At 63.4% G+C, this 12,265-nt stretch carries 10 protein-coding genes; 2 read left to right on the top strand and 8 right to left on the bottom strand.

Features of this window, described 5'->3' with window-relative positions; all coding sequences use genetic code 11:
- Window positions 1–9: 9 nt before the first annotated feature.
- From AC3IR3_RS16870 to AC3IR3_RS16860, 3 genes are all read right to left on the bottom strand, one after another.
- Window positions 10–1,053 carry a fatty acid desaturase gene (locus AC3IR3_RS16870; RefSeq protein WP_489193814.1) on the bottom strand — a complete coding sequence of 348 codons (1,044 nt, stop codon included), beginning with the start codon at window positions 1,051–1,053 and terminating at the stop codon, window positions 10–12.
- Window positions 1,054–1,165: 112 nt separating this feature from the next.
- Window positions 1,166–2,554, bottom strand: a complete 1,389-nt coding sequence (locus tag AC3IR3_RS16865; RefSeq protein ID WP_489193812.1) for a sigma-54-dependent transcriptional regulator — start codon at window positions 2,552–2,554, stop codon at window positions 1,166–1,168.
- Between the two features lie 68 nt (window positions 2,555–2,622).
- On the bottom strand, window positions 2,623–4,257 hold the full coding sequence (locus AC3IR3_RS16860; protein ID WP_489196952.1) for a sensor histidine kinase: 1,635 nt from the start codon (window positions 4,255–4,257) through the stop codon (window positions 2,623–2,625).
- A gap of 550 nt (window positions 4,258–4,807) precedes the next feature.
- On the opposite strand from AC3IR3_RS16860, the gene sucC reads away from it, so the two are divergent.
- The gene (gene sucC / locus AC3IR3_RS16855; protein WP_132144053.1) at window positions 4,808–5,971 is read left to right on the top strand and encodes an ADP-forming succinate--CoA ligase subunit beta; all 1,164 of its coding nucleotides are present in this window, start codon (window positions 4,808–4,810) and stop codon (window positions 5,969–5,971) included.
- Window positions 5,972–5,981: 10 nt separating this feature from the next.
- Window positions 5,982–6,854, top strand: a complete 873-nt coding sequence (gene sucD / locus AC3IR3_RS16850; RefSeq protein WP_489193810.1) for a succinate--CoA ligase subunit alpha — start codon at window positions 5,982–5,984, stop codon at window positions 6,852–6,854.
- 276 nt (window positions 6,855–7,130) lie between these two features.
- Here the strand turns inward: sucD and AC3IR3_RS16845 are convergent, their stop codons facing one another.
- The 5 genes from AC3IR3_RS16845 to AC3IR3_RS16825 are packed head-to-tail and all read right to left on the bottom strand — an operon-like array spanning window position 7,131 to window position 12,252.
- A complete protein-coding gene (locus AC3IR3_RS16845; protein ID WP_489193809.1) occupies window positions 7,131–8,267 on the bottom strand; it encodes an NAD(P)/FAD-dependent oxidoreductase in 1,137 nt (378 codons plus the stop codon).
- On the bottom strand, window positions 8,264–9,508 hold the full coding sequence (locus tag AC3IR3_RS16840; RefSeq protein WP_489193807.1) for a dicarboxylate/amino acid:cation symporter: 1,245 nt from the start codon (window positions 9,506–9,508) through the stop codon (window positions 8,264–8,266). The genes AC3IR3_RS16845 and AC3IR3_RS16840 overlap by 4 nt, the downstream gene beginning before the upstream one ends.
- Window positions 9,505–10,275 carry a L,D-transpeptidase family protein gene (locus AC3IR3_RS16835; protein ID WP_489193806.1) on the bottom strand — a complete coding sequence of 257 codons (771 nt, stop codon included), beginning with the start codon at window positions 10,273–10,275 and terminating at the stop codon, window positions 9,505–9,507. The genes AC3IR3_RS16840 and AC3IR3_RS16835 overlap by 4 nt, the downstream gene beginning before the upstream one ends.
- Before the next feature lie 21 nt (window positions 10,276–10,296).
- Window positions 10,297–11,148: a MurR/RpiR family transcriptional regulator gene (locus tag AC3IR3_RS16830; RefSeq protein ID WP_489193805.1), complete on the bottom strand. Its 852-nt coding sequence runs from the start codon at window positions 11,146–11,148 to the stop codon at window positions 10,297–10,299.
- Window positions 11,149–11,157: 9 nt separating this feature from the next.
- Window positions 11,158–12,252 (bottom strand): dipeptide epimerase, encoded by a 1,095-nt coding sequence (locus AC3IR3_RS16825; RefSeq protein WP_132144065.1) that lies wholly within the window; start codon window positions 12,250–12,252, stop codon window positions 11,158–11,160.
- Between the last annotated feature and the right edge of the window lie 13 nt (window positions 12,253–12,265).

The raw sequence follows: 12,265 nt of genomic DNA, 5'->3' as shown, positions 1-12,265 counted from the left end.
CCGCATGCTTCACGATATGGAAGGGCGCGTCCATCGGTTCGCCCGCAGAAACGTTCCATAGTCGTTGAAACGAACTCCCGCTTCACGCATCGCCTTGTATGCCACCGGCGCGGATAGCTGGCGGATATAGAACGGTTCCTTGACCACGAAGTGGTGAATGACATGCGTCGCACCGAAGTTGAAGCAGAACGCCTGAAACGGCCACAGCCACCAGGGGTTGAGTACCTGAACCTGTTTGGCGAGGTCGTTTGCTTCGATGTCGCCGTAATAGTGAATATTCGATGTTATGAAGTGCAGGCAGAGTGTTCGGAAGATGTTGGGTCCGATAAGCACGACTACGACGATATCTACGATATGCATGAAATCTGTCGTTGCATTCGACCATGCCATGGCATGGTCGAATGCATTGGCAAGCAGGTTGATCGCATGGAATCCGAGGAATAAATACCAGAGTCCCCAGTTGACGATGGTCAGCGGCATATATGCCTTGCCACCCATGCGGATGAGCCTGAGTTTCTTTTCCATGGAGTCCTCTCTGCCGATCATGACGACGGTGGAGACGACCAGGTCGCAGACCATTAGCAGGCGCAGCATTCCCCAGGGGGTGCCATTGGAAAGCGTGCGCTCTTCGATGTCGCCTTCGGTGCCGGACAATTTGTGATGGTTCAGGTGGTGCTGGCGACGGACCCATGGGTTAATGGTGCTCGGTCGCGCAAGCCAGCAGAGCGTGAGCATCACGTGCTGCGCCGTTCGCGTCCCGCGGAAGTAGAGGTCGTGTAACAGGTCGTGCTCGATCTCGTGCAGCAGCGAGGCGAAGAATGCGTTCAGCAATAGGCAGGCCCACCAGGCGATGAACCCGCCGATATAGAGCGCGGCGCTGCCGAGCATGCCGAGCAGTGCGAGAACCATGATGCCGGCACCGAGGGCATTCTGGTGTTTCAGGAAGGGATGGCGCCGTCGAAGTTCCGCGCCATAACCGGTCACTACGCCGCGAACGTGAAGCGCCCCATCCCGTGGGGCCGATTCGTTGAACCCAGACGTCGATGCCGACATGACGTGCGCTCCCCGTAGACGGACAGGGTGTCCGCGGTTACGTACTGGGAGCTTTTGTCTATTCCGAACGAAACGCAATAGGCCATGCGTTGTAGGGCACCGGACAACGGTATCAGTCGATGCCCAGCTTCTTCAGCTTGTAACGCAGCGCACGGAACGTGATGCCCAGCTTCCGTGCGGTGGCGGTCTTGTTGTAGCGCGCTTCTTCGAGTGCTTTCACGATCGTGTCGCGTTCGATGTTGGAGATGTAATCTTCCAGGGGCACATCGCTGTGTGTTGTGCCGCGCAATGCGGATGTCGCGGGGGCAGCCGCGCCGCCCGTGCCGTCGGCGGCATGGGTGCGCTGGGGAAGCATCAGGTCGCCTGCTTCGATCGTATCGCCTTCGGCCATGGCCATGGCACGCTCGAGGATGTTTTCCAGTTCGCGGACGTTGCCCGGGAAATGGTAGGACTCCAGTGCCGCGAGTGCGTCGGGCTTCAGACGGCCGCTGGGCATGCCCGATTCGGTGGCCAGTTGTTGCAGGATGAAATCGGCCAGCGCGGGTACGTCGCCGCGACGTTCGCGCAGCGGAGGAACGCGCAGTTCGATGACGTTGATGCGATAGAAAAGGTCCTGACGGAACAGGCCTTGCTCGACGAGCGCGGCCAGATCCTTGTGCGTGGCGGACAGGATGCGCACGTCGACGGGGACTTCGTCGCGGCCGCCGATGGGGCGTACCGCTTTTTCCTGGATGGCGCGCAGCAGTTTGACCTGCATGTGCAGCGGCAGCTCCGCGACTTCGTCGAGGAACAGCGTGCCACCCTGCGCCGCCTGGAACAGGCCTTCCTTGTCCGCGTGGGCGCCGGTGAAGCTGCCTTTGCGATGACCGAAGAATTCGCTTTCCATCAGCTCCGACGGAATGGCGCCGCAGTTCACGGGCACGAAGGCGCCGGGAGCGCGTGGGCCCATTTCGTGGATCAGGCGGGCGACCAGTTCCTTGCCCACGCCCGACTCGCCGCCGATATAGACCGGCGCCTGGTTGCGCGAGAGTTTGGAAATAGTGGAGCGCACCTGCTGCATCGCGGCCGAGGTACCGATGAGGCGGTCGGAGGACTGGGTCCCCTTCGCGCCGCCGGCTTCGGCTTTACGTTCTTCGGAGAGCTTCAGCGCGGTACGTACCAGTCGTCGCAGCAACTGGATGTCGACGGGTTTGGACACGAAGTCGAAAGCGCCGGCCTTCAGGGCGTTCACGGCCGCGTCCACGTTGCCGTAGGCCGTGATCATGGCCACCGGCGTTTCCGGATAGGTCTCGCTGATCAGTTCGATCAGCTCCTGACCGCTGCCGTCGGGAAGGCGCATGTCGGTGAAGCAGAGGTCGTAACGACGACCGGCCAGTGCGCTCCGCGCTTCGCTGACGCTGCCTACCGCGTCCACGTCGAGTTCCATTCGACCGAGTGTGATGGTCAGCAACTCGCGGATATCGCGCTCGTCGTCGATGACCAGTACGGTCTGTTTGCTCATGAGTTCCGGTCGATGTCCTTAAGCGTGAAAGGTTAACCCTGCCCGGACGCCTTCGCAAAGCGCGGCGTTCACGCTCTTGCCGCCACGGGGGCGGTGGCGGCGGTTCGTGCGGGGGGAGTGAGGCTGATCCGGAAGCAGCTGCCGCCACCGGCCACGCGTACGTATTCCAGCGCCGCCTGATTGGCTTCGCTCATCTGGCGAGCCAGGTAGAGGCCAAGCCCCGTGCCGTATTCGTGCGTGGTGAAGAAGGGTTCGAAGATCTGTGCGGCGACTTTCGGGGGAATGCCGGGGCCGCGATCGATGACTTCGAGGATGGGCGTGCCCGTATCGGAGTTGCGCGCCACGATCATCACCCGTGCCGGCTCGTTCGGCATGCGCCCGTAGCGCAGTGCATTCTGGACGAGATTCCACGCTACCTGTTGCAGATGCTGGGGATCGGCGACGGCGGCCACCGGTTCGCCCGGGGCCACGGCACGCAGAATGTCGGCGCCCAGGTCGTTGCCCTGGCGGTATTCGGCCACGAAGTGGTGGACCCACTGGCTGAGGTCGAGCGTTTCCGGCCGGGAGCGCTCGCGGCGCGACAGCTGGAGGATGTTCTCGATAATTTCGTTTAACCGCGAACAGTGATTGTTGATGATCTCGACCATGCGCAGGTCGGTGTCGTTCATGTCCGTCGATTCGGCCAGCAACTGCGCCGAATAGTGGATGGCGGCCAGGGGATTGCGGATTTCATGGGCGATCGATGCCGAAAGCCGGCCCAGCGAGCTGAGGGTCAGTTCCTCGGCGCGGCGCGACAGCAGCGAGGTGTCGTCCAGGAAGATCAGGACATGGGAATCGTCGTTGGGCGCCAGCCGGGAGAAGCGGGGCACGACCTCGGGGACGCCGTCGGCCAGTGCCGTGGCCGTTTCGTCCAGTTTGCCCGCCGTGCGCCAGTGATAGAGGCGGCGGGACAGTTCCGGGGCCAGCGTGCCCAGGTCGCGCTGGTCGGCCGACGGATTGCCCATGAGCATCCACGCCGATTCGTTGAGCTGGTGGATGCGGTTGCCCTCGTCCACCAGCAGCACGCCGGTTTTCATGCGCCGGATGATGAGTTCGTTGACCTGCGAGAGGTTGGCCAGGTCGATGCCGCGCTGCTCGGCCAGTGCTTCGGACGCGCGGATATTCCGGCCGAGCACGTAACACAATGATGCGGAAGCGAAATACGCTAATCCAAACAGGGCGTACTCCAGCATTTCGCGGTCGCCGCTGTCCGGCTGAACGTCGAAGAAGGTATGCCCCAGCATGGCCAGCGAGGCCACGGCGGCGAAGAACATGGACAGTCGCAACGGCAGCAGCAGCGAGCCGGTGGCGATATTGACCACCAGCATCATCGCCACGCCCATCCGCACGTCGTGCATCAGGATCAGGGCTACCGCCGCGGCCAGTACGTCGAAGACGAGGCCGGCGGACACGACAATAACCGGGTGATTGAGTGCCTGCCGGGTGCGGGCCACCATGACCAGCGCGACCAGCAGGTAAGCCAGCGCCATGACCCGGGCCAGCAACGGATCGGGCAGGGTAGGCCACGCCAGGTGGCCCGGCCGGAAAGCCAGGGCGATATAGACAGCGGCCTGGCCCAGGCGGAAATAATTGAAAAAGAAGAGCTCGTGACGCGCCGTGCTCTGATTTTCCCCGCTATTCCTCGTGTTGAGGTTCGACGCGATAGTTGACACGGTTCGAGCCTCCGCCTGGCGTCCCTCAGTCCCCGGCAGTATAGGCGTGGACGGAAGCAGTCATACACATTTCGGGCGGTTGAGGTGTTTGGGGATGGTGAAGCGGGGGTGGGGGGTGGGAAGTGGGGGCGTGCTTCCGGCGATCGCCTGAGGGAACGACAAACGCCACGCAGAGATAGCTTCCGCCGGGCGATACCCGCCCCCTCAGGCGTTCGCCGGATCGACGCCCCCACTTCCCACCCCCACCCCCGCTTCACCATCCCCCGCTAATCCACAAACCCCCAATGCGACTTAATTCAGAGCATCCCTTGAGCCGCCAAAGGCCTTCACGAACGGCCAATGACACCGCGCCCCTTTCCATCTGGGCGCCCTTCCGGGAAAATACCCGGCCGTATTGTGTGAAAACCCGACGACGTCCTGTCGGCTCCACGCACTGCATGAAGGCGCCGCGCCCCCGCGCGCACCATCCCCCATGCCCGTACAAGCCGCGTGCTGGCTTGTACGCATTCGTACGTTTTCTTCCGTTCGCTCGAGGTATCGAATGAATTTCCACGAGTACCAGGCTAAAGAGCTCTTCGCGAAATACGGCATCGCCGTACCGCCGGGCAAAGTCGCCAACTCTCCCGATGCCGCTGTCGACGCCGCCAAGCACCTTGGTGGCACGCAGTGGATGGTTAAGGCCCAGATCCATGCCGGCGGTCGCGGCAAGGCCGGTGGCGTCAAGTTCTGCCGCAGCCTGGACGACGTCCGCGCCGCTGCCAAGGGCATGCTCGGCACCAACATGGAAACCTACCAGTCGGCCGGCCGTGCGCTGCCCGTCAACCTGGTGCTGGTGACCGACGCGACCAACATCGCCCGCGAGCTGTACCTCTCGATCCTCGTCGATCGCGATACCAAGGCCATCTCGTTCATCGCCTCCAAGCACGGCGGCGTGGACATCGAGCAGGTTGCCAAGGAGACGCCGGAAGACATCCACACGTTCTCCGTCGACTTCGTCGAAGGCCTGCAGCCGTACCAGTGCCGCCAGCTCGGTTTCGCGATGGATCTCAACGCGAAGCAGGTCGGCCAGCTGACCAAGATCATGCTTGGCCTGTACAAGCTGTTCAACGAGAAAGACCTCGCGCTGGTCGAGCTGAACCCGCTCGCCGTGCTCGAAGACGGCAACCTTGCCGCCCTCGACGGCAAGGTCGACTCGGACGACAACGCCGAATTCCGTCACGCCGATCTGGCCGCCATGCGCGACCTGACGCAGGAAGACGCAGCCGAAGCCGCCGCGATCCGCCATAACCTCAACTACGTGACGATGGACGGCACGATCGGTTGCATGGTCAACGGTGCCGGTCTCGCGATGGCCACCATGGACGTCATCAAGCTGGCGGGCGGCGAGCCGGCCAACTTCCTCGACGTCGGCGGCGGCGCCACCAAGGAACGCGTCACGGAAGCGTTCAAGCTGATTCTGTCGTCGGACAAGGTGCAGGCCATCCTGGTCAACATCTTCGGCGGCATCGTTCGCTGCGACCTCATCGCCGAAGGCATCATCGCCGCGGTGAAGGAAGTCGGTCTGAAGATCCCCGTCATCGTGCGCCTCCAGGGCACGAACGTAGAGAAAGGCCGCGAACTGCTGGCGAACTCCGGTCTGGCGATCACGCCGGCCGACGATCTCAACGACGCGGCCCAGAAAGCCGTGGCTGCGGCCAAGGGCTGAGGAGAGAACCATGAGCGTCCTCGTTAACAAGAACACCAAGGTTCTCGTCCAGGGCTTCACCGGCCAGCAGGGCACCTTCCACGCCGAGCAGGCCATCGACTACGGCACCAAGGTCGTCGGCGGCGTGACCCCGGGCAAGGGCGGTTCCGAGCACATCGGTCTGCCGGTCTTCAACAGCGTGAAGGAAGCGGTCAACGAGACCGGCGCCGACGCGTCGGTCATCTTCGTGCCGCCTCCGTTCGCGGCCGACTCGATCCTCGAAGCCGTCGAAGCCGGCATCAAGGTCATCGTGACGATCACCGAAGGCATCCCGGTCCTCGACATGCTGCGCGTCAAGAACGTGCTGAAGTCGCATCCGGACACCATCCTGATCGGTCCGAACTGCCCCGGCATCATCACCCCGGGCGAGTGCAAGATCGGCATCATGCCGGGTCACATCCACAAGCCGGGTAAAGTCGGCATCGTGTCGCGTTCGGGCACGCTGACCTATGAAGCGGTCTTCCAGACCACCAACGAAGGCCTTGGCCAGTCGACCTGCATCGGCATCGGCGGCGACCCGATCAACGGTCTGAACTTCATCGATTGCCTGAAGCTGTTCCAGGACGATCCGCAGACCGAAGGCATCATCATGGTCGGCGAAATCGGTGGCAGCGCGGAAGAAGACGCCGCCGAGTTCATCGCCCAGTACGTGAAGAAGCCGGTCGTCTCGTTCATCGCCGGCGCTTCGGCCCCGGCCGGTAAGCGCATGGGCCATGCCGGTGCGATCATCTCCGGTGGCAAGGGCACGGCGGCCGCGAAATTCGCGGCGCTGGAGAAAGCCGGCGTCACCACCGTGAAGTCGCCTGCCGATCTCGGCAAGACGCTCGCGGGTCTGATGAAGTAAGAGCGCGCAAGCGTTCGTAGTATGAAAGGCCGCGGCAATGCCGCGGCCTTTTTGTTTGCAGCTCGCCAATAGGTGCTCTCTGCACGTTCTCTATGTGCTCTTTGTGGGAGCGCGCCTGCGCGCGAAAGCCTACGGAGCGGAGATGCTATGCGTGGCATCCGCAGCCCGGAGATTGGGCTCGCGATGGAGATCTTGCCGCTTCATTGCTCCGTAGGCTTTCGCGCGCAGGCGCGCTCCCACAGAGAGCAAAAGTCGTCGTCGCGCAAAGTCCGTCGACTAACGCCGCAGTCTTGCCGGCCCCAGCATCTGTGCCGACACCCCCGCATCGACCAGATGCGCCGGCAGCGGCCGGCGCAGCACGAGATTCGCGCACGCCTCGGCCATCGCCGCCGAGGTCTGTATGCCGTAGCCGCCCTGCGCAGCAAGCCAGAAAAACCCCTCCACGTCCGTGTCGTAACCGCCGACGAGATCGCTATCGGCCACGAACGAACGCAATCCCGCCCACGTACGCGTCGGACGGCGGATCGTCATCGTCGTGGCTTCCTCGATGCGATGGATGCCGAGCGCGATGTCGTATTCCTCCGGCTGCACGTCGTGCGGCGAGACGGGGTCGGCATTCGCGGCCGATCCCAGCAGCAGGCCCGCGTCGGGTTTGAAATAGAAGGTCTCGTCGATGTCCACGACGAAGGGCCACGTGCTCGTATCGATGGCCGGAGGCGGCTCGAAAAGAAATGCGGAGCGGCGCCGGGGTTCGAGTCCGATGGGAGCGACGCCCGCCTGCATGGCGACTTCGTCGGCCCATGCACCGGCGGCGTTCACGAGCACCGGCGCGCGATAGACCCGTTCCGCGCAGGCGACTTCCCAGCGGCCGGCGTTGTGCGCGATGCCGCGAATATCGGCATCGAGACGCAACTGGCTTCCCCGTGCGCGTGCGCCGCGCAGGAAGCCCTGATGCAATTCGTTGACATCGATATCCGCGGAGCTGGGTTCGAACAGCGCGATATGCGCCGCTTCCGGGCGCAGCACGGGCACCATCGCGAGAAGGCGGCTGGCATCGAGCAGTTCGAGGTCGTGCGTGTGCGGCTTCACGGCGTCGTATTCCTCGCGCACGCGATCGGCCTGCGAAGCGTTGCCGATGACGATATTGCCGCGATGAAGCAGCAGCGGATGCTCTGCGAAACCGGCTGGCGGATGGTCGAGGAATGGACGCGTGGCGCGAGTCAGCGCGCGCACCTGCGGCGAACCGTAGGACTCGCTGAAATGTGCGGCCGAGCGGCCCGTCGTATGCATGCCCGCGAAAGCTTCGCGTTCCAGGATGAGCACGCGCGCGTGCGGTGCGAGGAACCAGGCGATCGACGCACCGGCGATGCCGGCGCCGATCACGATGATGTCGAAGTTCGTGGTGTCGTTCATGCGTCGTCGTCTTTACGCGATTGAGCGGCGACGACGCTCGTCGCCGCCAGATCCGCGGTCACGTTGCCCAGCGTCGCCAGCGCATCGGGAAGCGTGTCCACCGCCAGCATCAGGCCTAGCGGTCCGACCGGCAAGCCCATCGCCTGTGCGACGGGAAGATTGGTGGCGATAAAGGTCACCTGTCCCGGCAGCCCGATCGAGCCGAGGCTTATCACCACCGCGAGTGCCGCACCGGCGGCCAGTTGCGCCACGCCAAGATCGATCCCGTAAGCCCATGCGATAAAACTCGCCGAGACGACGTACTGCACGGGGCTGGTCAACCGGAACAGCGAGACGGCCATGGGCAGCACGAGCGCGGTGACGGCCGGCGGATAGCCCAGTCGCCGATCCGCGCTTTCCAGCATCGCGGGCATCGAAGCCAGCGACGACTGTGTGCTGGCCGCGACGATCTGCGCCGGGACGATGGCGACGGCGAAACGGCTCATCGATTCGCGGCCCCATACGCGAACGACGGGCAACATCAGTGCGGTGACGACGATATAGATCGCGCATTCCACCAGCACGTACACGCCCAGCGCTCCGAGCATATGCAGGCCGGCGCGTGCGCAGACGGCGAGAATCAACGCGAAGACGCCAAAGGGCGCAACCGCAAGTACCCAGCCCACGATGACGATCATCGCATCCGCAACGGCCTGGAAAAAGCCGACGACCAGCGTACGGCGCACCGCTTCGATGCGGGTCAGCGCGAAACCGAAGAACATCGCGAACACCACTAGCGGCAGCATGGCGTTCTGTGCCGCCGCCATGATCGCGTTGGTGGGCACGATGCCGCCGAGCCAATCCGCCCAGCCAACAGGCGCCGCCGCAACGGGTGCATGTGTCGCGACCGCGTGGTTCAGTGCGTCGGTCAGTGCCGCGCTGCGCGGAAACAACGCGAACAACATGGGTGCGGCGAGCGCGGCGACCGCGGCGCCCAGGGCGAGGATCACGATAAAGACGACCAGCGCGCGCCGGGCGATGCGTCCCGAGGCGGCGGCATCCGTCGCGGCATTCGCGCCGACGACGACCAGCGCCAGCACCAGTGGCACGACGGTCATCTGCAACGCACTCAGCCACAGTTTGCCAAGCGGCTGCACGGCATCCGCCACGTGCACGGCGGTATCCGGCGCGTACGAGGCGAGCGCGATACCGAGGACGGCGCCGGCGGCCAGACCGATGAGTACCCGTCGGGTCGGCGTCACGGTGCCGGCAGCCGCCAGGTGCTGCGCAGGCGTGCGTATTCGTTCTTCGGCAGCAGTACGAAAACGGGCTGTTTCTTCGGGTCGAGCCACGCGAGCAGATGTTCCATCGTGGTATCCGTCATGGCCGTACAGCCCGCGGTCGGCGAGGTGGGCGACTTCCACAGGTGCGCGAAAATGCAGCTGCCCTTGCCCTTGCGTGCATCCGGGTTGTGTTCGATCACGAAGCCGATCCGGTAGGCATGGTCGCCATTGAAATGCAGGTCGCGCCGCATGGGTTCCGTGGAACCCTCGACGGCTTTCTCTCCGACCTTTCGCGCGTCGACGAGTTGATTGTAATAAGGCGAGTCGCTGACATCGACACAATAGTCGGATGCCGTGAGTCCGCGATACGGCATGCCGGTTCCGTTCGTTTCCGCGTAACCGAAAGCGGGGCCAATGTGGAACACGCCGGCCGGGCTACGGTTGTCGCCTTCGACCTTTACGGGTCCGTCGGACGGGGCGGGGTTGAGACCGATACCCCACGCGGCGCCATTGCTTCCGATCGTCACGTCCGATGCGGTGCCGTCCGGGCGCCATGCACCGCCGTCGCGCGTATACGCACGCAGCGTGCCGTGATCGGTATTCCAGTCGTCGACGATCACCACCACCATCTGCCGGGAACGTGCCCATGCGACAGGTGCATCGGTTGCACAGACATGCGGCATCGCACTGGCAAACAACATCAGGGCAGCAGTGACAGCGCGCGGATAACGTCGAAGTTCTGGCATGGGCGTTGGCGTCCGGTCGGATCAGGAGTCGAGCGTTTGCTGGATGCGGTCGAGGTTGGCGACCAATTGCGCATGACGCGTATCGTCGCTTTCGCAAAGACTGACGAATACGGTATCGAGCAGGTGCTGCAACGAGGACTGGTACACCAGCGACTGGATGTACGGCAGGTCGTCGTGTGCGGAAACGACCAGAGCGATATCCGCCAGAGCGCGCAGTGGATTGGAAGTGTGCCGCGTGACCGTAATCACCTGGCCGCGGCGTTCATGGAAAAAACGTGCGATCTTGCATAGTCCCGGATGCTTGCCATGTTCGGAGAATGCCAGCAGCACATCGCCCGGCTGCGCCGTGGATATATTGGCGGCCATGCGCGCGGCATCGAACTGGTAGATGGCGAGAATGCCGAGCAGCGACAGCTTGAGCGCAAACCCCCGCGCGTAAATATCGTCCTCGCCCAGGCCGATGATGAACACCTTGCCCGACCGGCCGGCTGCGTCGATGGCCTGCACCGTACGCTCGACGGTTTCGCGAGAGTTGATCAATCGCGTGGCTTCCTCCGCTTCGTTCTTGCGTCGCCACAGAACGGCGCCGGGCGGATCGTCCGATGCGTCGGCGGCCGTCGCCACGCTATCCGCGTCGCCGTTGTCGCGTGCGATAGCCTCGCCTACCGAATACTTGAGATCGGGGTAGCCGCGAAAGCCCAGCTTCTGGGTGAATTTCACGACGCTGGACTGACTGATGCCGAGTGCGTTCGCCAGTTGCTGCGAGGAATAGTCGCGCAGCAGCAGCGCGTTCTCGAGGATGAAGTCGGCAATACGTCGCTCTACCGCCGACATGCTGTCGCGTTCGGAACGAATCTTGACCAGTGGCGACATGGGGGAACCTCAGCCGCAGGGTTCGAGGCCGCGAATTTCGCGGATGCCCAGGCCGGGCGCGTCGGTCACCGAGATTTCGGACTCGTTGAAGATCACGCCGCCGTCGACGGGGTTGTACAGGCATAGCGATGGTCCGTCGAGGTCCACCTTCGTAATGATATTGGCGTGGGCTACGGCAACATGGACGGCGGCGGCGACGCTGATGCTCGTTTCCAGCATGCATCCGATCATGCATTCCACGCCGTACATGCCGGCAATATCGGCGATGCGGACAGCGTTGGATATGCCGCCGGTTTTCATGAGTTTGATGTTGATGATATCGGCCGCGCGCATGCGGATCAGGTCGATGACTTCCATCGGGCCGAATACGCTTTCGTCGGCCATGATCGGCGTGTGCACGCGTTCGGTCACGTAGCGCATGCCTTCGAGATCGCGTGCCTTCACGGGTTGTTCGACCAGTTCCAGGCGGACGCCTGCATTCTCCAGCGTGTTCAGTGCGTAGACCGCTTCCTTGGCCGTCCAGCCCTGGTTGGCGTCCAGGCGCAGCAGGGCGCGATCCTCGACGGCGGCATAAATGGCGCGCACGCGCTCGATGTCGACGCCGATGTCCTTGCCGACCTTGATCTTCAGCGATTCGAAACCGCGTTCCACGGCATCGATCGAATCGGCCACCATTTTGTCGATGTAGTCGACGCTGATGGTGATATCGGTGGTGATCACCGGATCGCCGCCGCCGAGCAGCTTGTAGAGCGGGGCACCGTAAAGCTGGCCCCACAGGTCGTAGACAGCGATTTCCACCGCCGCTTTCGCGCTGGAGTTCTTTTCCATCGAACCCTGGATCAGCTGGGTCAGCCGGTTGAGGTCCGCGACGTCCTGGCCGATCAGCCGGGGCGCGATGTAATGACGGATCGCATCCACGATCGAGCCATGCGTGTCGCCGGTGATGACGGCGGTCGCGGGAGCTTCGCCATAGCCGATGTTTCCGTCGTCGGTATGCACCATGACGACGATGTCCTCGACTTTGTCGACGGTCCTGAGCGCCGTCTTGAAGGGCGTCTTCAGCGGCACGCGCAGCATGCCGAACTGGATATCGGTGATTTTCATTGATTCCCGCTGA

The sequence above is a fragment of the Luteibacter sp. GL_149 genome, assembly GCF_057834065.1.
Note: the sequence above shows the minus strand (reverse complement) of the source record. Positions and strands in the feature narration are given on the sequence as shown.

Excerpts from the sequence above, each read along its gene's own strand:
- AC3IR3_RS16845 (WP_489193809.1), bottom strand. The coding sequence starts at position 8,267 with ATGAACGACACCACGAACTTCGACATCATCGTGATCGGCGCCGGCATC.
- AC3IR3_RS16825 (WP_132144065.1), bottom strand. The coding sequence starts at position 12,252 with ATGAAAATCACCGATATCCAGTTCGGCATGCTGCGCGTGCCGCTGAAG.
- AC3IR3_RS16870 (WP_489193814.1), bottom strand. The coding sequence starts at position 1,053 with ATGTCGGCATCGACGTCTGGGTTCAACGAATCGGCCCCACGGGATGGG.
- sucD (WP_489193810.1), top strand. The coding sequence starts at position 5,982 with ATGAGCGTCCTCGTTAACAAGAACACCAAGGTTCTCGTCCAGGGCTTC.
- sucC (WP_132144053.1), top strand. The coding sequence starts at position 4,808 with ATGAATTTCCACGAGTACCAGGCTAAAGAGCTCTTCGCGAAATACGGC.
- AC3IR3_RS16830 (WP_489193805.1), bottom strand. The coding sequence starts at position 11,148 with ATGTCGCCACTGGTCAAGATTCGTTCCGAACGCGACAGCATGTCGGCG.
- AC3IR3_RS16865 (WP_489193812.1), bottom strand. The coding sequence starts at position 2,554 with ATGAGCAAACAGACCGTACTGGTCATCGACGACGAGCGCGATATCCGC.
- AC3IR3_RS16835 (WP_489193806.1), bottom strand. The coding sequence starts at position 10,275 with ATGCCAGAACTTCGACGTTATCCGCGCGCTGTCACTGCTGCCCTGATG.